The organism is Allochromatium warmingii (assembly GCF_900107145.1).
In the GTDB taxonomy this organism is placed as follows: domain Bacteria; phylum Pseudomonadota; class Gammaproteobacteria; order Chromatiales; family Chromatiaceae; genus Thermochromatium; species Thermochromatium warmingii.
Genome location: NZ_FNOW01000017.1, coordinates 26,991 through 47,725 on the forward strand (window position 1 = coordinate 26,991; position 20,735 = coordinate 47,725).

The window sequence follows — 20,735 nt, forward strand, 5'->3', positions numbered from 1 at the left end:
GACGGCACACAACCCAACATTTTTCACGATGCTTATGTTGGGCTGTCTTTCCGTGAAGGTTAGTGATTTGCAAGTGGACGGGGCGAACAGGCAACCCAACCTACTTTTAATATTGCCCGCTCTCATCGCGGCTGATGGTCAAATTAACTAATTAACTGACTTTTTCCTGTGATTGTAAGCTAAAAAGCTTCATTGATTGGTTAACGAGTTGCTCTGTACGTTCATCAATATTTTTGATAGTCCATGATTCTAAATTCACTAATTCAGCATTGAGATTGAGACCATTTTTATAGCCTATAGATAGTCCGCGCTGATCGGTAAGATCGCGTTTTTCTTTAAAGCTTCTATTGCTTAAATTAGAATTAAAACCTGAAAGTGTTAAATTTCCAAGTTTATGAATATGCGTTTCTTTAAATTCTTGAGCTTTATTTTTGTCCCCATCTGCAATCATCTCTACCCAAGCATCAGGTATATTTTCACCTTGCGGGAAAATATGTTCAATACTCCATAAAAATTGTTTACTTCGTTCAGCCCAAAGATCAACCCAATTTTCTTTAGTCATACCTTGTTCAGCTAATTTACACAATATAAATCTAGCAACGTTAGCATTCTCTTTGTATATATCGCTGCTTAGTTTTTCACGAAACTCTTCATCTTCAACTGAAATTCCTAATAATTCCGAACGAATATTTTCAACAACATCGCTATTTTTATATTGAGATAGATTTTCAACGATGTTCATAAATAACCTTGTAAGGTCGCGTGTTGGCGGTTTGTCAGTCAAATTTCTGCGCACAAAAAAACTGACCAACAAATTTATGATTTCACAAAATTGATTTATTGATAAATCTTGACGTTTTATCAATAAATACAACATCAACAAATAAGATGGAGAACCCTGAATGCGTTCAAGATCTTTGAAAGGCTTTTCTAAATTTACTAATTCATTTTCGTTATTTAATACCAAAGAATATTCGCTATTACTTAAAATTAAAGAATACCATCTGCGCCCTAACATCAAAGAATACCATCTGCTGGCATTACTCAAGTCATTTAAGTGCTGCTTAGCATTATTATCAATTAATTTTTCATATATCCAAATCAAATTAGATCGTTTAGCGATTAATCCAAGTGGATTTTGATGGTTTTGCTTGTTTCGGAATGGTTCGTTTAGTTCGTCTTTAAACGCGTTGTAATATTGACGAAAAAAGCGTTCCTGAGTAGCATAATCATCACCAAGATTATTTAAAATGTTATTCCATATTTCAGAGTATTGTTCGAGGCTATTTTCTTCATTCTCAAGACGTGAAAGCAGTTTGTTTTTTATCAAGTCAATAGCTGTTAGCGGCATACCTCTGTTATTTAAAGATTCAAATAAAGTGTAAGCGTCAGAGTGGCTTTCAACCTCTATTTTAACTAAGCAAGCCCTGTTTAGTTTATTGATAAAACTCATTATTAAATCCAAGCTATTTTCTAGTTCAAATTCTTGGATTCGCGAAACAAAGTAATTAAAAGCTTTGAAAAATCTTCTATTCCCAGCAAAAGCAACCGGATTAGCTTCTGCAATAAGATTAATTTTAGCTAAAATAGATTTATAGTCACTTAAGTTGTGATTTTGAATTTGTGGACTTATTCGTAAAACACCATCAAATACTAGCTTTCTTTCTATTGTGTATAAAGTATGAGAAACTTGATTTTTATCTTCATGATTTTTTAGTGAATAATAGAGTGCTGCAAATAGCAAAGAAATTGTAGTTAAACGTTGCTGACCGTCTACAATTTCCAAATATCGAACATGAGCAAGCGCATCATTTCCTGGGTTTATACAAATTATAGACCCAATAAAATAATCAGGATTATTTTCTAGCAAGTCATCAAAAAGGGACTCCCATTGCATTTTGCTCCAGATATATTCTCTTTGATAGAGGGGTACTTTATAAGCAACGTTTAAGTCGATGTTAAAAATTTGTGAAATCTGGTAGTTGTTTACAATCATTGGCATTGTGGCAGTACCTTTGATACTATCTCGTGAAATTAAGCAGCGTAGTTTGGGTTGTGTGCCATAGGCGAAATTGACGTTAAATGACCCAATCCAAATTGTACACAACCCAACATTTTCCTTTCCGTAAAGGTTAGTGATTTGCAAGTGGACGGGGCGAACAGGCAACCCAACCTATACGTTGCTAAGCTAGGGCTGTAACCTATTTATCTTGTTCGCCCATCGGATTCAGTATCGTGAAACACGCACCGTTTCAATCGCAGCTTGTATTGTTGTTCTGGTTACTCGCCGCTTTAACATTTGTTACCGTCATATTCGTCTGGATGATGCCAACACAGGCAGCGTGGGCGGCACTGTTTGTCTTACCTGCTGTGGTTTTAGCGATGTGGGGACAGCGCATCGCAAACACCTGTCTGGCACCACTGACACACTTAAGTCAGTGTATTGAGCAGGCTCATTACGGTCAATTCACACAACAGATTGACTGCGGACAGCAGAAGGATGCGATTGCGCAGCTTTGCCGCCATATTAACGCCGTATTGACACATATCGATCCGCAAATGCGACCAACTGCGGCGGGCAGATCAGGATCCGACGACACACAGACCGCCACCCTTGAGCGCGAACCACAATCCAATCACCTGCTTGTTCAGACCCAGCGGCTCAACGGCCCGCATCTGATCGGCAATCTCGCCATGATTCAGCAAGATCTCTCCGGCGTCAGTCAAGAAATGCAGGGCGTCTTTGATTTAGCAACCGTCACCGCACGCGAAGCCATTGATGGTCAATCCACAGTGGGTCAAGTGGTGATTCATCTGCAAGCCATGACCATGCGTATCAATCAGGTCGCCGATGCGGTAGCGCGGCTCAATGTGCGTACTCAGGATATCAATGCCGCTGTGCAAATTATCACCACCGTTGCCAATCAAACCAATTTGCTGGCACTCAATGCCGCCATCGAAGCGGCCCGTGCCGGTGAGGCTGGACGCGGGTTCGCAGTGGTTGCCGACGAGGTGCGTAAGCTGGCTGAAAGTAGTCGTCGCTCGTCCGAATCGATCAGCCAGATTATCAGTGAGCTACGCAGCGAGAGCGAACGAATGCTGGCCGATTCTGATGCCATGCGCGAAATTGCCGACCAATCAAGTGCGGTGATCGGCGATATGGAAGCACATTTTGGACGCTTCGCTCAGTCGGCGCGTGAAACACAGCAACGCGCCACCTATACCCGTGATATGGGATTTGGTACCCTAGTTAAAGTCGATCACATGCTTTATAAACAACATGCATATATGGCTATTTTTACCAATGGCCGTGAATCGGAGCATGTCAAAGCAATTGAGGTGGATCATCACACCTGTCGCTTAGGGCGTTGGTATGACACCGTTGGACGTGAATATTTCGGCCAGACTCAGGCCTATAACGCGATGAATGTTTCGCATAAACGTGTCCATGAAAATGTGCATCAATTTATTCCTTTATTAGACGGGAAGGACGCGATATCTCCGGACACGCAAGCGATTATTCTGCAAGCGATGCGGGCTACGGAAGAAGCGAGTTCACAAGTCATGCGTCACATTGATCGCATGATTGCCGAACGGTATGACCATTAGCTACGTAGGTTGGGTTGCCTGTGCGCGAATGTTGGTCATTTGAAAGTGGCTGGGATAATCAGGCAATCCAACCTACGTTGCTGTATCAAAACGAAGCTCCAGCTTCGTAACCAAAGAAAATCCACTTAACAAATCCGTGGCAATTGCTCCCCAGTGAGCCAATCCAGCAACCGCTCGCCACCAAAGCGCGTGCGCAGTTGTACAAAATGCAGTGGATCGGCGACCACCTCGCCAATAATTGCTGCTTGCGTTCCGAGTGGATGACGCCGCATCGTCGCTAAGAGCGTTTCAGCCTGTGCTGCCGGACAGATCGCCACTAATTTACCTTCATTGGCGCTATACAGCGGATCGAGTCCGAGTAATTCACAGGCAGCAATCACAGCCGGTTGCAGCGGAATCGCCGCTTCATGGATCCGCATTCCAACACCTGATTGGTGCGCCAGTTCATTGAGCGTGGTTGCCAAGCCGCCTCGGGTCGGATCGCGCAGACAATGAATCTCCGGCACCGCCGCGATCATGTCAGCGACCAAGCCATGCAGCGCGGCAGAATCCGACTGAAGCACGGTCTCAAATCCCAGATGTGCCCGTTGTGACAGAATGGCGATGCCGTGATCGCCCAGCGTGCCGTTAATCAAGATCGCATCGCCCGGACGCGCTTGATCGCCAGAAATCAGGAGTCCATCCGGCACAACGCCGATGCCGGTGGTGGTGATAAACACGCCGTCGCCCTTACCGCGTTCGACGACCTTCGTATCTCCAGTCACCACCGCAACGCCAGCGTCACGCGCCGCTTGCGCTAGGCTGGCGACAATGCGGGCGAGATCGGCGAGCGGTAAGCCTTCTTCGAGAATAAAACTGGCAGCCAGATGCAGCGGGCGGGCACCGGACATGGCGACATCGTTAATCGTGCCGTGAACGGCGAGTGAGCCAATATCCCCGCCCGGAAAAAACAGCGGCGCGACCACATGCGCATCCGTGCTCATCACCAAGCGCCCGGGCGGAACGCTGAACAGCGCCTGATCGTTGCCCTGCGCCAGCCATTCATTAGCGAACGCCGGTTTGAACAGCGTGTCGAGCAACTGCGCAGTGGCGCGACCGCCTGCGCCGTGCGTGAGGTCGATGCGACCATGTACGAGATCGAGCGGCGCGGTGGGCGCTGGTGACAATGGGGTCAGAGTCATAATCAAGTCTCAGCAGCAGCGGTCGGTGCTAGATAAGCGCGATGTGTCCAGTAGGCGGCGCACGCGCCCTCAGAGGACACCATGCACGCGCCGATAGGATGATCTGGGGTGCAGGCGCTGCCGAACAGTCGGCACTGTGTCGGCTCTTTCAGCCCGCGCAAAATCGCTGGACAGTCACAGCCGGACGGCTCAGGTGCGGTGATGACGCTGACCGGAAAGCGGCGCTCGGCGTCAAAATCGGCGTAGTCAGCGGCGAGCGCCAGCACACTGTCCGGCAAAAAACCCAGTCCGCGCCATTCAAAACTCGAACGGATCACGAACACCCGCGCCATCAGCTCACGCGCCCGCAGATTGCCCGCTGCGCTCACGGCGCGGCGATACTGATTTTCGACCACGCAGCGCCCAGCATTAAGCTGACGCACCAGCATCAGCGCCGCCTGCATGACATCGAGCGGCTCAAATCCGGCGATCACGACTGGCACATGAAAGTCTCGCGGCACGCATTCATAGGGCGCGGTGCCAATAATCGTGCTCACATGCGACGGGCCGAGAATGCCATCCAGCGGCATAGCGTGTTCGAGCGATGGGGTCAGAATCGCCCGCAGTGCTGGCGGGGTCAGCACATGATTGCAGAGCACGGAGAGATTCTTGAGCTGCAACGCCCGCGCCTGTTCGAGGAGCACGGCGGTCGGCGGGGTGGTGGTCTCAAAGCCGATGGCGAGAAACACAATCTGGCGGTGAGGTTCCGTGCGGGCGATCTGCAACACATCTTGAGTTGAGTAGATCATGCGCACATCCGCGCCCGCTGCTTTCGCCTTGAGCAGCGTCTGACGGCCGCTTGCTGGGACGCGCAGCAGATCGCCGTAGGTGCAGAGCGTCACATCATATTCATGCAGCAGAGCAAGCGCCTGATCGAGTCGCGCCATCGGCAGCACGCACACCGGACAGCCGGGGCCATGCACAAAGCGCAGATTAGGCGGCATCAACTGCTGCACACCATAGCGGAAGATCGCGTGGGTGTGGCCGCCGCAAAATTCCATCAGCCGATAGCTGCGCGACGGATCGACCTCGGCGGCGATGGTTTGCGCAAGCTGATGCGCAAGATGTTGATCGCGGAATTCGGTGACGTATTTCATGCCGTGCTCGAATCGTTATCCAGCAGCCGCGCCATTTCGGCCATCAGCCGCAGCGTTTCCTGCGCCTCGTCCGCGCTCAGGGTGCTCAGGGCATAGCCGACATGCACTAACACATAGTCACCGACGGCTACTTCGGGCACCAGCGCAATCGAAATCTCACGCGATACGCCACCGAGATCGACCTGTGCGGTATCAATCGCCGGATCAATCTGGGTGCGGGCCGTGATGCGGGCGGGAATGGCGAGACACATCGCTCAAGCTCCTGTCAAAGATTCAGATTTGGCGTGGGTTGTCAGATTGGATGGGATCGGACATGCTGTTTGACTCAACAGTTTCCTGTCTTTATTTAGCGCCTCAGAGCCACGCCATTCTTTATGCTAACCCCCGACCACCTCGCCACGCTCCGCCGCGATCTTGAATTTTCTGCCCAGCTTGCGGGCCGCACGCTCAATTTTTGCAGCACTTGGGGGCTATTTTCACCGCGAGACATCGACGACGGCACGCGGCTGCTGCTCGATCATCTGGACATTGCGCCGACTGATGATTGCTTGGATCTCGGCTGCGGTTATGGCCCGATTGGTCTGACCTTAGCGGCGCTCGCGCCACAGGGCCGCACGCTGTTGGTTGATAAAGATTTTGTCGCGGTCGAATACGCCAACCGCAATGCGCAACGCAATCGCTTGACCAATGCTGAAGCGCAGTTAAGCAACGGCTTTGACCAGATTGACCGCGAGCGCCGCTTTGACCTGATTGCCAGCAATGTTCCGGCTAAAGTTGGCAAAGAACTGCTGGCGCTGCTATTACACGATGCTCATGCACGCTTGCGTCCGGGCGGGCGGCTGTATCTGGTGACCATCAACGGCTTGCGCCAATACATGAAGCGCAATCTGACCGACGTGTTTGGCAATTATGACAAGCTCAAACAGGGCGCACATTACACGGTGGCATTAGCGAAGCGGTGACAGAGCAGTTAGCTTTTAGCCGCCAGCGGAAATGCTTTAATTAGACAGGATGAACAGGATTTTTAAGACTAACCGGATAAAAACACCTATTTAATCCGGTCAATCCTGTGAAATCCTGTTAATCCTGTCTATTCATGAATTGGCTATTAGTCGCCTAAAAACGCTGGCAGCTACTCTTGATCCAACTGCTCCACCAGCTTGGCGCATCCAGCCGCATCACTGACCCATTCGATCTCAGTTTGCATCGGCACTGAGGTACCCTGAGCACGAATATGCGCGATGCTGGTTGCGACCACGGCATCGAGTGCGGCAGTCTCCAACGTCCCCTGCTTGCGGGCGGTTTCAACAGCGAGACACACGCCCGCCTGAGTGCCCACCAGCATTCCGCTGGCCGCGCCGATGCCCCAGCCAAATCCGAGCGTCATCACGCCGCCGAAGGACGCCCCGACCAGGATTGAGATGATGACTACAACGGTGGTTCGCATGTGGTTTGTATCCTGTAAGCAAAGGCTAAGGCTGTCAAAATGGCCCGCTATCCTAACGGTTGTGGCGCTTGGCGTCTTGTCGGCACCACATCCGACAGCGGCGCAGACCGATCCGACCGACGCCTTTCTCGCTGCTGAAGCCGCGTTAGAGCGCGGTGATCTCACGGCCTTTCAGACGCTCGCCGAGGCCCAGCGCGACACGCCGCTGTATCCTTATCTGCTGTTTGCTGAATTAACTCGTCAATTTGCGCAGACGCCCGATGCGCGGATTGAGCATTTTCTTACCGACTATGCCGACACGCCGCTGGCCGGACGTTTACGGTTGGCCTATCTGCGCCGCCTCGCTGATGCCGAACGCTGGGCCGATTATGCGCGGATTTATCAACCCGATGACGCGATTGAGCGGCAGTGTTTTTATCTCCGCGCCCTGATCGAGACCGACCGCGCTGCCGAGGCGCTACCGCAGATTGAGCCGCTCTGGTTGTCGGGTCAGTCGCGCCCAAAAGCGTGCGATCCGGTTTTTGCGCACTGGACAGCCGTCGGCGAATTGACCACAGCACGATTATGGGCACGGATTCGGCTGGCGCTGGCGGCCAAAGAAACCGGACTGGCGCGTTATCTCGGTCAGCAATTGCCCGAAGCCGAGCGCCCCTGGTTTGAGCTGTGGCTGAAGGTCGAGCAAACACCGCGCTCTATCCTCGACGCCAGTCTGTTCCAACAGCCGCATCCGCAGCGGGCGGCGATTGTGGCGTCAGGATTGGCGGCACTGGTGCGCAGTGATTCCGCTACCGCGACGCTCGCACTCACGCGACTGGAACCGCTGTTAGCGGAGGATCCCGCTGCCCGCGAACACGCGCACATCGCGATTGGGCGCACGCTGGCTGAAGCTGGCGACCGACTGGGCTTGAATTATTGGGATGCGCTGACCGTGACGGCGGAGAATCTGCCCGAACAGGAGCGGCGATTGCGAGCGGCGATTGAGCTCAAAGCCTGGGATTGGCTGGCCACTTGGATCGAGCGGATGCCCGACGGCGAGATCAAGCGCGAACGCTGGCTCTACTGGCAAGGCGTGGCGCAGGAATTTATCGGACAACCCGACGCCGCTCGCGCTACCCTCACCGCTGCGGCCCGCGAGCGCAGTTTTTGGGGATTTATGGCAGCAGATCGGCTCGATTTGCCTTACAACCTCGAACAGCGTCCGGTGCCGGTGACGCCGGAGCAGTTACAAACTTTGGCGCAACATCCCGCCTATCGGCGCATTCTCGCGCTCGATCAACTGGGGCGCGATGTCGATATTCGGCGCGAATGGCGCACACTGGCCGACCAGCTCACGACCTCGGAGCTGATGGCCGCCGCCCGCCTCGCGCACGAGCGCGGCTGGCACGATCAAGCCATTCTCTTACTTGCCCGCTCCGGCTATTGGGATGATTTAGAAATCCGTTTTCCGCTTGCCTATCGTGATCTGGCCGCCGAACAAGCGCAGCAGATCGGCATTGAACCGGAGTGGATTCAGGCCGTGATCCGTCAAGAAAGCGTGTTCGCGCCGACCATTGCTTCACCGGCAGGCGCAGTCGGGCTGATGCAGCTGATGCCGACCACTGCCGCTGAACTAGCCGCCGAACGTGGCTTGCCGCCGCTAACGCGCTGGTCGCTGCTCGATCCTGAACTCAACATCACGCTCGGCAGCACTTATCTGGCACAGATGCGCGATCAGTTTGCGCATATCGCGCTGGCCACCGCTGCCTATAACGCTGGGCCAGCGCGGGTGCGGCAGTGGCTACCGGATCAGGCGCTTGCCGCCGATCTGTGGATTGCGAGCATTCCCTTTACCGAAACCCGCCGCTATGTCGAGCGCGTGCTGAGTTATCGCATCCTCTATACCGCTCGTCTCGGACTGCCCGCACAGCGGTTGCGCGATACACTGCCGCCGATTCCGGGGCGGGATTTTTGGGATGCGCTTTGACCTGCATGGCGTCACACCTCGTCATGCACACTAGATTGCCGTTTATAATCGCCGCCTTATTGGTTCTGGATCAACCGCTATGCCTGCGCTCTATCACTCCCATCTACCCCAGCTCGACCTGATCGCACGCGGCAAAGTCCGCGACATCTACCGCCTCGACGCGGCGCATCTGCTGTTTGTCGCCAGTGATCGGCTCTCGGCCTTTGATGTCGTGCTGCCCGATCCCATCCCCGGCAAGGGCGAAGTGCTGGCGCGGGTATCGCGATTTTGGTTTGCCCGCACCGCTGATTTGATCCCCAATCATCTCACCGATATTCCCGTATCAACCGTTATCACCGATCCGGACACGCTTGCCGCGCTCGGGGATCGGGCGATGGTGGTGCGTCAGGTGCGACCGCTGCCGGTTGAGGCCATTGTGCGCGGCTATTTGATCGGCTCCGGTTGGAAGGATTATCAGGCCAGCGGCGCGGTGTGCGGCATTGCGCTACCGGCTGGATTGCGCCAAGCGGATCGCCTGCCCGAACCGCTGTTTACGCCCTCGACCAAAGCCGAACTCGGTGCCCATGATGAAAATGTTGATTTTGCGCACACGGTTAATTTAATCGGGCGGGAATTAGCCGAACAGGTGCGCCATGTTAGTCTTGCAATCTATACGCGCTGCGCCGCCTATGCGTTAGAACGCGGCATTATCATCGCCGATACTAAATTCGAGTTTGGCTTAGATGATGCTGGGCAGCTGTATTTAATTGATGAAGTGCTCACGCCCGATTCTTCACGCTTTTGGCCTGCTGATGCCTATCAGCCCGGAATCAGTCCACCGAGTTTCGATAAGCAATTCGTGCGCGATTATCTCGAAACGCTTGATTGGAATAAAACCGCCCCAGGCCCGACGCTACCGGCTGACATTATCGAACGCACAGCAGCCAAATATCACGAGGCCGAAAGACGCTTGACGGCCTAATTTCGCTTGACCCACTCACGCGCCGCGCCCAACGTCATCGGGCGTTTAGCGCGATCCACTTTAAGCTGTACCCGATTCACCATGAACCCACTTCAGTCGCTGTTGCAGCGTCTTCGGACGCAACATCCTCTCACCACCGGCAAACAGATCGTCAAATCTATTGACTGGTCGTGGACGCGCCCGCATCGCCTCTGGTTGCCACAGGTCACAGCCGGCGATGTACGCGCCGACCTGCTTGCAGCGTTGACCGGCGCGATTGTGGTGCTACCGCAGGGTGTGGCCTTCGCCACCATCGCTGGCATGCCGCCTGAATACGGTCTGTATGCGGGAATGATTCCGGCGATCATCGCCGCTTGGTTTGGCTCCTCGCGGCATCTGGTCTCCGGGCCGACAACGGCGGCATCGGTGGTGCTCTTTTCGGCGCTCTCGACGATGGCCACGCCCGGGACGCCTGATTACGTCACGCTGGCGCTGACACTCACCTTTATGGTCGGCATCATCGAATTAACCCTCGGTTTTGCGCGACTTGGGGCGCTGGTGAATTTTATTTCACATTCGGTGATTGTCGGATTTACAGCCGGTGCGGCGGTATTAATTGCCGCGAAACAGCTTAAACATTTTTTCGGCATTGACATGGATAGCAGCGGCCCGCTCTATGACATTTTGCTCGAATTTCTGCGCAATCTATTCACGCTCAATCCCAGCGCCACCCTCGTCGCTATTGTAACGCTTGGGCTGGGCATCGCTTGTCGGCGCTGGCTGCCGCGCATTCCGTACATGATTGTCGCCATGCTCGGCGGCAGTCTGATGGCGCTGGGTCTGAATACTTGGCTGGGTGAAGCGACGACCGGTATCGCCAATGTTGGGGCACTTCCGGCGGCGCTGCCGCCGCTCTCAGCTCCGTCGCTAACGTTTGAGCATATCCGCGAATTGGCACCTGTCGCACTGGCCGTGACCCTATTTGCACTGACTGAAGCCGTCTCAATTGCTCGCTCACTTGCAGCGCGGGGCGGCTATCGCATCGACGGCAATCAAGAATTTATCGGTCAAGGCTTATCGAATATCGCTGGATCATTTTTTTCCGGCTATGTCGCAACGGGTTCATTTAATCGCAGTGGCGTGAATTATGAAGCGGGTGCTCGCACGCCCTTAGCTTCGATTTTCGCTGCCTTCCTGCTAATGATTATTGTGTTATTAGTTGCGCCCTACGCCAGTTATTTGCCAAAAGCAGCGATGGCCGGTGTCTTGTTTTTAGTCGCTTGGGGATTGATCGACTTTAAAGAAATCCGCCATATTCTGCATTCATCGAAACGCGAAACGGCGGTATTAGCGGTGACGTTTTTCTCCGGTGTATTGCTTGATTTGGAATTTGCTATCTTTGCCGGTGTGCTACTGTCACTGATGATTTACCTGGATCGCACCTCGAAACCGCGCATTGTCAGCATGGCCCCGGATGCGCGATTACCGAAACACGCTTTTTCGAGTGATCCCGAAGTTGTGCAATGTCCACAACTACGGTTTATTCGCATCGACGGTTCGGTGTTTTTTGGCTCGGTCGCGCATGTCGAGCACTATTTTGATCGGCTACGCGCCGAATATCCGACCCAAAAACATCTGGCATTGATTGCCAACGGCATGAATTTTGTCGATTTACAGGGCGGTCACGCGCTGGTTGCCGAAGCCGAACGGCGGCAACGCGACGGCGGTCAGATGTATCTCATCAATGTCAAGCAAGGGCTGTGGGAATCGCTAGAGCAGTGCGGGTGTCTCGAAGCAACCGGCGGACGCAATGTGTTCCAGTCCAAGACAGCAGCGGTGCGGGCGATCTTCCAAAAGCTCGACAAAACGGTGTGCGCGACCTGTGATCGGCGCATCTTCCAAGAGTGCGACGCGATTCCGCGCCAAGCATGAAAGCGATGATCCTCGCCGCCGGGCGTGGCGAGCGGATGCGTCCGCTCACCGATCACACGCCTAAGCCGCTGCTGGTTGCTGGCGGTAAGCCCTTGATTTATTACCATATTGAACGGCTAGCGGCGGCTGGCATCTGTGAGCTAGTCATCAATCACGCGCATCTTGGGGCGCAGATTGAAGCGGCGCTCGGCGATGGGTCAGCGTTTGGGGTCAGGATTCGCTATTCGCCCGAAGCCGCGGCGCTCGAAACCGGCGGCGGGATTTTTCGTGCGCTGCCGCTGCTTGGCCCAGATCCATTTTTGGTCATCAATGGCGATGTGTGGACAGATATTGCCCTGACGGATCTACAGCTCGGCGCAGATGATTTAGCACAGTTAGTGCTGGTGGCGAATCCGCCGCAGCATCCACACGGGGATTTTGTGTTGCGAGCGGGGCGTGTTCAGGAGACAGGTACACCGCGCCTGACCTTTAGCGGCATCGGTCTCTATCGCCCGGAGCTATTCGCTGGACAGCAGGCGGATGCATTTCCGCTTGCGCCGCTGTTGCGGCAGGCGATGGCGGTCGGGCGCGTCGGCGGTCAGCAGCATCGCGGCCATTGGTTCGATATCGGAACACCGGAGCGGCTCGCGGCGCTGGATGCGTGGTTGCGCTGGAAATGCTGAAGGACTTGCCAGTCTGCGCCGCCGCCCCCGACACCTGCTGATCCCCACTTCCACACTAACTCAAGTTTCAATACTCACGATTTACATAATTTGCAATTTTAATAGATCACAATTCCGTAAACTTCCCCTCGTTCCTAAGCAGGCGGTCAGCGTGCCTCGGTCAACCACGCGCACGCACCCGATCGCCACCATTCCCGAATCCTGAGTCAGTCCTTGTTCATCGCCGCTGCGCTTGCCGGACGGTGCGGGGCTGAGCGTCGCCGCCGGATTGATCTATCTATGGCAACCATCCTCACCGCCGTGGGTTTTATGGCCGCGCTGGGCCTGCTCCTCGCCCTGCTGTTGGTCATTGCCAATAAACGGCTGTATGTGTTTGAAGATCCGCGCATCGATCAGGTCGAGGATCTGCTTCCAAAGGCCAACTGTGGTGCGTGCGGGGAGGCCGGCTGTCGTCCGTTTGCCGAAAAGCTGGTCAAGGGTGAGATCGACCCGGCACGCTGTAGCGTCAACTCCAAGTCGATGAATCAGGTGATTGCCGATTTTCTCGGCGTCGCGCTGAGTGCCCACGAACGCTGGGTGGCGCGATTGGCCTGCGATGGCGGCGGCAATGTCGCCTATTTGCGGGCACATTACAGCGGATTGCCCTCGTGTCGTGCAGCGGCGCTGGTGTCTGGTGGCGGACGCGGCTGCACCTGGGGCTGTTTGGGATTTGGCGACTGCGAGATCGTGTGCGATTTCGGCGCGATCTATATGAACCGTCAGGGCATTCCGGTCGTGATCGAAGACAAATGCACGGCGTGTGGCGAGTGTGTCACCGTCTGCCCAAAAGATTTGTTTGAGCTACATCCGGTCAGTCACCGGCTGTGGGTGGCCTGCAAGAACCTAGAGTTCGGCGATCAAGCCGAGCATCACTGCGAAGTCGCCTGCACTGCCTGCGGGCGCTGTGCTCAGGACTCACCCGAAGGTTTGATTCAGATCAAAGATAACCTCGCGGTGATTGATTATTCCAATAATGCCCTAGCCTCCAAAGTCGCCATTGAGCGGTGTCCGACCGGCGCGATTGTCTGGCTGGAAGCGGATGGCACGGTGGTCAAGGGACGCGATGCGCGCAAGGTGCTGCGCAAGGGGACAAAGGGCGCTTTGCCGGCGGTGTAAGTCACTGCCGCGTAAGGTGGCGATGCTGATAGCCCCGCCTACAAACCGCCGGTCGAGCGGTGCGGGCTGGGTCACATGACAGCGAGATTCAACACTAGAGAAGGCCTATGTTCGGAAAGAAAGACGAAAAGCCGTTTAAGTATCCTGGCACCCGTATGGCGATGGACGGCAACAGTGCTGTCATTCTCTGCGAGCGCGAGTCCTCCGATGCCGCTGGCGCTTATCCGATTACGCCTTCCACACAGATGGGCGAGTACTGGGCCGAGGAAGTCGCCAACGGGCATCTGAATATCTCGGGCAATCCGCTGATCTTTGTTGAGCCGGAATCTGAGCACGCCGCCGCTGCTGTGACCGCTGGCATGGCGATGACCGGACTGCGGGCGACGAATTTCTCCTCGGCGCAGGGCGTGGCGTTTATGCACGAATCGCTGTATACGGCGGTCGGCAAGCGGTTGCCCTATGTGCTCAATATCGGCTCGCGGGCGATCACCAAGTCGAGCCTCAATGTCCACTGCGCCCACGACGATTATCACTGCATCGACGACACCGGCTTTTTTCAGGTGTTTGCCAAGAACGCGCAAGAAGCGGCAGACCTGAATCTCATCGCCCGCAAGATCGCTGAGTTGACACTGACCCCAGCGGCGGTCGGTCAAGACGGCTTTCTGACTACCCATCTGATTGAACCGCTGAATGTCCCCGAACGCGCACTGGTCGAGGAATTTTGTGGCCGTCCTGATGACATCATCGAATGCCCGACGCCCGCACAACGGCTGGTTTATGGCGCAACGCGGCGGCGCGTGCCGCTGGTGTGGGATGTAGACAATCCGGTCAGCTCCGGCACGGTGCAGAATCAGGATGCTTACATGCAGTCGGTCGCGGCGCAGCGGCCCTATTTCTTCGATCACATCGAGTCGATTGCCGACCGAACGATGGCCGAATATTACGCGCTGACCGGACGGCGCTATGCGCGGGCGTCTGGCTATCGCTGCGAAGATGCCGAATATCTGCTCATCGGTCAGGGCAGCATGGTGGTACAGGCCGAAGCGGTGGCCGATTATCTGCGCGAGACGCGCAAGCTCAAGATCGGCGTAGTCAATCTGACCATGTTCCGACCCTTCCCCGGTGATGTCATCGCTCGCCTGCTGCAAGGCAAAAAGGGCGTGGCGATTCTGGAGCGCACCGATCAGCCGCTGGCTGAAGATTTGCCGATCATGTGCGAGATTCGGGCGGCGCTGGCCAAATGCTTAGAAAACGCGATGGTGGCGAAGGGCGAGTCGCTGCCCTATCCGAGTTATCCGACCTATAAACAAGGCGAGATGCCGCGTTTGTATTCCGGCTGTTATGGGCTGGGATCACGCGATCTGCAACCCGAGGGCTTGATCGCGGCAGTCGAGAATATGTTGCCCGAAGGCGCAGCGCGGCCATTTTTCTATCTATCGATTGATTTTGTCCGCGAACCAGCCGATCCGAAAGATGAAATCCGCCTGCAACAGTTGAAAGACGCTTATCCGCGCATCGGTGAGCTGGCGCTTCGCGGCAGTGAGAATCCGAATCTGCTCCCCAAAGGTGCGGTGACGGTGCGGATGCACTCGGTCGGCGGTTGGGGCGCGGTGACGACCGGCAAAAATCTGGCGATGACGCTCTATGAGCTGCTGGGCTATGACATTCGCGCCAATCCGAAATATGGCTCAGAGAAAAAAGGTCAGCCGACGACTTACTTCTTGTCTGCCGCGCCGGAGCCGATTCGCCTCAACTGCGAATACACCTATGTCGATGTGGTGCTGAGTCCCGACCCGAATGTGTTTACACATTCCAATCCGCTTGCCGGATTGCATCGCGGCGGGCGCTTTGTGATTCAGTCGAGTTTCGAGAGCGCCGAACAGGTGTGGGCGAGTTTTCCGCCAGCGGCCCGCAAATTCATCGTCGATCACGAAATTCGCGTGTTTTATATCGACGGTTTCAAGATTGCGCGTGAAGAAGCGTCGAACGCGGAACTGCAATTCAGAATGCAGGGCAATGCCTTTCAGGGCGCGTTCTTCGCGGCATCGCCCTTGATGGAGCGGGCGGGGCTGAATGAAGCTGGGCTATTTAACGCGATTGAAGAACAGTTGCGCTCCAAGTTCGGTGCCAAAGGCGAGCGCGTGGTACAGGATAATCTGCGCATCGTGCGCCGTGGCTTTGATGAAATTGTCGAGATCACCGACAAGCCATTAGTGGCCGGTCAGCTGCTGACACGCGCCGCGCCGAGTCTGCCGATCATGCTCAAGAGTCTGCCCGAGGGCGAGGGGCGGATCTCAGACGTGCATCGCTTCTGGGAGCAAACCGGCGCGTTCTACGCTTCGGGGCGCGGCAGTGACAATCTGGCCGATCCGCACATGGCGCTGTCGCTGATGCCCGCGTCCACCGGCGTCTACCGCGATATGACGCAGATTCGGTTTGAATATCCGAAGTTCTTACCCGAAAACTGCACCGCGTGCGGCAGTTGTTTCTCGATCTGTCCTGATAGCGCGATTCCGGGTCTAGTCAACTCGATTGCAGATGTGTTCGCCACCGCGATCACTCGCGTCGAGCGCGGGATGCCGACCCAGTATCTGCGCCGCGAAACGCGCAGCGTCGAAAAGCGGATGCGCGATCTCATCGCCACCGCAGGCGAGACCGCCGATGTGCGCTCGCTGATGGATCAAGCGGTGCTCGAAACGCTGGCAGCGTTCAGTGGCGAGCCGGAACAGAAGGCCATCGCTGAGAAAGAATTTGCGCTGCTGCTCGACGCACTCGGCGATTATCAGTTTGCGATCACCAAGCCCTATTGGACGAACCGCGAGAAAAAGCAGCCGGGCAGCGGTGGATTGTTCAGCCTCACTGTCAATCCCTACACCTGCAAAGGCTGTATGGAGTGTATCGAGGTCTGTAACGACGGTGCATTAGTCGCCGAGCCGCAGACTGAGACGAGCATCAAGCAGCTTCAGGATTGCTGGGCGCTGTGGCTCGATCTGCCGACCACCGCGCCGGAGTTCATCCGCGTCGAGGATCTGGATAACAAGGTCGGCGCACTCGAAACGCTGCTGTTGGATAAAACCAACTATCAGTCGATGGTGTCCGGTGACGGATCGTGCATGGGCTGTGGTGAAAAGACGGCGATTCATCTGTTCACCGCTACGGTCACGGCGCTGATGCAATCGCGGGTCAAGGCGCATCTGGCCGAAATCGACGATCTGATTAACCGGCTAGAGACGCATATTCGGCTCAAGCTGGCGTCGGGTATGGATTTATCCAACTCAGCGGCGATTGCGCAGGCGCTCGACCGTCATAAAGACGCTGATCTCACCCTGTCGGGGCTGTCGGCAGAATTAGTCAATCAGGGCACACAGCCGGTCGATCCCGATTGGCTCAAATGGGTGACCGGACTGCTGGCCAAATTGCGCCATCTCAAAGCGCAATACACCGACAAGCAACCACGCGCCAATATGGGCTTTGTCAACGCCACCGGCTGTACCTCGGTCTGGGGCGCAACCTTCCCCTATAACCCCTATCCGTTCCCGTGGTCGAACAATCTGTTCCAAGATTCGCCGTCAGTGGCGCTGGGCTTGTTCGAGGGCCACATGCGCAAGATGGGCGACGGCTTTAAGGCGGTGCGTCAGGCGCGGCTGGAACTCGATGGCAAGTTCAATCCGGCGGATCCGAACTGCAATCTGACCTATTTCGGCTGGAAGGACTTCACGGACGAAGAATGGCTGTTGTGTCCGCCAGTGGTTGCGGTCGGCGGTGACGGGGCGATGTACGACATCGGCTTCCAAAACCTGTCGCGGGCGCTGATGTCCGGCACGCCGGTCAAGATTCTGGTGGTCGATACCCAGAGCTATTCCAACACCGGCGGTCAATCCTGTACCTCAGGTTTTGTCGGGCAGGTGGCGGATATGGCCCCCTACGGCAAGCAGTGGAAGGGCAAAACTGAGATCCGCAAAGAGATGGGCTTGATCGGCATGGCGCATCGCTCGGCGTTCGTGCTCTCTAGCTCGGCATCGCATCTGACGCATCTGCTTGAAGGCTATATCGACGGTCTCAATGCGCGGCGTCCGGCAGTGTTCTCGATTTACACTTCCTGTCAGCCGGAACATGGCATCGGCGACGATCTGTCGAACAAGCATGGCCGGATGGCGGTCGAATCGCGGGCCTATCCGCTGTTCCGCTTTGATCCCGACGCGGGCGTCAGTCTCGAAGAGTGCTGTTCGGTTGAGGGCAATCCGAATCTGGATGCGGACTGGATCAACTGGACGCTCAAGTACCTCGACGAAAAAGGCCAGCCCGCCACGATGACCGTGCCCTTTACCTTCGTCGATTTTGCGATGACCGAAGGGCGCTTCCGCAAGCATTTCCGCAAAGCGCCGCCTGAGACGTGGAACGACAGCATGATTCCGGTGCATGAGTTCCTCGATTTAGCTGAGGACGCGCGCGACGGGCTGCATCCCTATATCTGGGGTGTAGACGGCAAAAACCGACTGATGCGCGTGCTGGTGGCGCAAGAGCTGATTCATAGCTGTGAAGAGCGCCGCGCCTATTGGACGCAGTTGCGTGGACTGTGCGGCGAGCTGAATAAGGTGGATGTCGAGGCGGTGCGCCAGCAGGCGCAAGCCGAGATCGCGCAAAAACTTACCAGCAGTCTGCTGGCGCTGGCGGTCGGCGAAGGTGGATTGTCAGGTTTGACTGCTCCGGCGAATGGCGCAGCGCAGAACGGTGCGATTGGTGCCAACGGCGCGGCTCAGAATGGGGCTGAAGGTTGGGAGCCGGTGTGGGTGGAAACGCCCGAATGTACCGCCTGTGATGAGTGCGTGACCATCAATCCCAAGATCTTCAAATACAACGGCAATAAGAAGATCGAAATTGCCGATCCAAAAGGCGGGGCTTATAAGGATATTGTCAAGGCCGCTGAGAAATGCGCTGCTGGATGTATTCATCCCGGATTGCCCTGGAATCCAGCGGAAGCGGGTGTTGCCCAACTGATTAAACGGGCGGAGAAATATCAGTAAATCCGCTTGTTTGTTTGATGTATAGGTGTGTGTGAACCGCAAAGAACGCGAAGAATGCTAAGTGTTTTTAGGTGTTGATTGATTCACAAAGCTGGAATTTTGTGATTAAAAAAAGGATTTTTTATGCTTTGCGTTCTTTGCGCCTTTGCGGTTCCAATTACAGCGGTGAGTCCAGTTATGAAGCACCAAACAGCGGCTCTGAGTTCCAATGACGTGCCTAATACTGGGCACGACAGTCTGATACAGCGCATCAGCATGGGTTTAACACGTTTGCTCAACGGTCATAAAACCTTCGATCACGGGATTTATCCCATCGAACATAAAGAACTCACGGCTGGTAAGCCAATTCGTCGCTTGCCGTTTGCCGATGAGTTAATTATTCCGTTGCAGCAACATAAAGGCCGCGCTTCGCTGCCGATGGTTAAAGTTGGGCAAGAAGTGGTGCGCGGTGAGCCGATTGCGGTCGCCGATCAATTTGTTTCGGTGCCGATGCACGCGCCTGCCACCGGCATCATTCGCGCTATTAGCTTGACCACCACAGCCGAGGGGCCAAAAGCACCGGCGATTATCCTCAAGGTCTATCACGCGGCCAGTCAACAAGTGCTCTATGGCAGCGAGCAGGATATTGAGCAGATGGACGCCCAAGCGATCATTCAGGCGGTGCAAGATGCCGGATTGGTCGGACTCGGCGGCGGTGCTTTTCCCAGTCATGTCAAGCTACAACCGCCGCCCGGATGTGAAATTCAAACGCTGTTGGTTAATGGCTGCGAATGCGAGCCGTATTTGACCTGTGACCATCGCATCATGCTCGAACAAACCGAGCTGTTATTGCGCGGCATTCGCATTGCATTGCGGGCTACGGGTGCGCAACGCGCCATCATCGGCGTTGAAGATAATAAGCTCGATGCGGTGAGTCATTTGCGGGCGCGGATTCCGGCGCATCTGCCGATTACGGTCGAGGCGGTGCAGACGAAATATCCGCAAGGCGCAGAAAAGATGCTGATTACCGCGCTGCTGGGTATGGAAGTGCCGGCCGGTGGGCTACCGGCGGAGATTGGCGTTGCGGTGTTCAATGTTGGCACGCTGGCGCAGATGGGCGAGCTGGTGCCGCAGGGTCGCGGGCTGATTGAGCGCGTGGTCACAGTCAGCGGGCCAGCGGTCAAAAATCCGGGTAATTTTTTAGTGCCGATTGGCACGCCGGTGCGCTTTTTACTCGATCAAGTTGGCTTAAACGGGCCACTCGGTCAGGTGATTTTAGGCGGGCCGATGATGGGCATGGCGGTGGCGTCGCTCGATGTGCCGGTGACGAAATCAGTGTCCGGTGTGGTGGCATTGGAGCCGGAAGATCCGACATTAGCGCGGCGGCAGGTCTATCCGTGCATTAAATGCGGCGAATGCTTAAAAGCCTGTCCGGTGTCGCTCAATCCGTCGATGCTGGGGGAATTAGCGGTAGCGCGTGAATATGGCGTGATGGCCGAACAGTTTAATCTCGATCAATGTTTTGAATGCGGCTGCTGTGCATTTGTCTGTCCGTCGAATATTCCGCTCACGCAATATTTCCGCATTGCTAAATCAATCAATCGCGATGCGCAGCGACGCGAGGCAGCGAAGCATCACTGAGCAGCGTCGTCATAGACAGGATTAACAAGATTTTTCAGGATTGACAGGATTTTTTTACTCTGGTGA

Annotated in this window: 14 protein-coding genes; 9 read left to right on the forward strand and 5 right to left on the reverse strand. The window is 55.1% G+C overall.

From position 1 onward, the window contains the following. Positions 1–151 precede the first annotated feature (151 nt). Positions 152–2,002 (reverse strand): DUF262 domain-containing protein, encoded by a 1,851-nt coding sequence (locus BLW10_RS06940; protein ID WP_091333390.1) that lies wholly within the window; start codon positions 2,000–2,002, stop codon positions 152–154. 233 nt (positions 2,003–2,235) lie between these two features. On the opposite strand from BLW10_RS06940, the gene BLW10_RS06945 reads away from it, so the two are divergent. Beyond that, positions 2,236–3,609, forward strand: coding sequence for a methyl-accepting chemotaxis protein (locus BLW10_RS06945; RefSeq protein WP_091333391.1), 1,374 nt, complete (start codon positions 2,236–2,238; stop codon positions 3,607–3,609). A gap of 125 nt (positions 3,610–3,734) precedes the next feature. Here the strand turns inward: BLW10_RS06945 and hypE are convergent, their stop codons facing one another. The 3 genes from hypE to BLW10_RS06960 are packed head-to-tail and all read right to left on the reverse strand — an operon-like array spanning position 3,735 to position 6,177. Further along, positions 3,735–4,790 (reverse strand): hydrogenase expression/formation protein HypE, encoded by a 1,056-nt coding sequence (gene hypE, locus BLW10_RS06950; protein WP_091333393.1) that lies wholly within the window; start codon positions 4,788–4,790, stop codon positions 3,735–3,737. A 2-nt stretch (positions 4,791–4,792) separates the two neighbouring features. After that, positions 4,793–5,926, reverse strand: a complete 1,134-nt coding sequence (gene hypD, locus BLW10_RS06955) for a hydrogenase formation protein HypD (RefSeq protein ID WP_091333394.1) — start codon at positions 5,924–5,926, stop codon at positions 4,793–4,795. Beyond that, positions 5,923–6,177, reverse strand: a complete 255-nt coding sequence (locus BLW10_RS06960; protein WP_091333396.1) for a HypC/HybG/HupF family hydrogenase formation chaperone — start codon at positions 6,175–6,177, stop codon at positions 5,923–5,925. Before BLW10_RS06960 ends, hypD begins: the two co-directional genes overlap by 4 nt. A gap of 123 nt (positions 6,178–6,300) precedes the next feature. Between BLW10_RS06960 and BLW10_RS06965 the strand changes: the two genes are divergently transcribed. After that, positions 6,301–6,888 carry a class I SAM-dependent methyltransferase gene (locus BLW10_RS06965; protein ID WP_091333397.1) on the forward strand — a complete coding sequence of 196 codons (588 nt, stop codon included), beginning with the start codon at positions 6,301–6,303 and terminating at the stop codon, positions 6,886–6,888. Between the two features lie 170 nt (positions 6,889–7,058). Here the strand turns inward: BLW10_RS06965 and BLW10_RS06970 are convergent, their stop codons facing one another. After that, on the reverse strand, positions 7,059–7,373 hold the full coding sequence (locus BLW10_RS06970) for a hypothetical protein (protein ID WP_091333399.1): 315 nt from the start codon (positions 7,371–7,373) through the stop codon (positions 7,059–7,061). A gap of 76 nt (positions 7,374–7,449) precedes the next feature. On the opposite strand from BLW10_RS06970, the gene BLW10_RS06975 reads away from it, so the two are divergent. The 7 genes from BLW10_RS06975 to rsxC all read left to right on the forward strand — a co-directional run bounded on the left by BLW10_RS06975 (position 7,450) and on the right by rsxC (position 20,669). Beyond that, the gene (locus BLW10_RS06975) at positions 7,450–9,336 is read left to right on the forward strand and encodes a transglycosylase SLT domain-containing protein (protein WP_245709165.1); all 1,887 of its coding nucleotides are present in this window, start codon (positions 7,450–7,452) and stop codon (positions 9,334–9,336) included. Between the two features lie 79 nt (positions 9,337–9,415). Further along, a complete protein-coding gene (locus BLW10_RS06980; protein WP_091333402.1) occupies positions 9,416–10,297 on the forward strand; it encodes a phosphoribosylaminoimidazolesuccinocarboxamide synthase in 882 nt (293 codons plus the stop codon). 81 nt (positions 10,298–10,378) lie between these two features. Continuing rightward, positions 10,379–12,208 (forward strand): SulP family inorganic anion transporter, encoded by a 1,830-nt coding sequence (locus tag BLW10_RS06985; RefSeq protein ID WP_091333404.1) that lies wholly within the window; start codon positions 10,379–10,381, stop codon positions 12,206–12,208. Beyond that, positions 12,205–12,870, forward strand: a complete 666-nt coding sequence (gene murU, locus BLW10_RS06990) for an N-acetylmuramate alpha-1-phosphate uridylyltransferase MurU (RefSeq protein ID WP_091333406.1) — start codon at positions 12,205–12,207, stop codon at positions 12,868–12,870. The genes BLW10_RS06985 and murU overlap by 4 nt, the downstream gene beginning before the upstream one ends. Before the next feature lie 279 nt (positions 12,871–13,149). Continuing rightward, positions 13,150–14,025, forward strand: coding sequence for an RnfABCDGE type electron transport complex subunit B (locus BLW10_RS06995; protein WP_091333408.1), 876 nt, complete (start codon positions 13,150–13,152; stop codon positions 14,023–14,025). Between the two features lie 107 nt (positions 14,026–14,132). Next, positions 14,133–19,049, forward strand: a complete 4,917-nt coding sequence (locus BLW10_RS07000; protein ID WP_091333410.1) for a 2-oxoacid:acceptor oxidoreductase family protein — start codon at positions 14,133–14,135, stop codon at positions 19,047–19,049. 255 nt (positions 19,050–19,304) lie between these two features. After that, positions 19,305–20,669, forward strand: coding sequence for an electron transport complex subunit RsxC (gene rsxC / locus BLW10_RS07005; RefSeq protein WP_091333411.1), 1,365 nt, complete (start codon positions 19,305–19,307; stop codon positions 20,667–20,669). Positions 20,670–20,735: the final 66 nt, after the last annotated feature.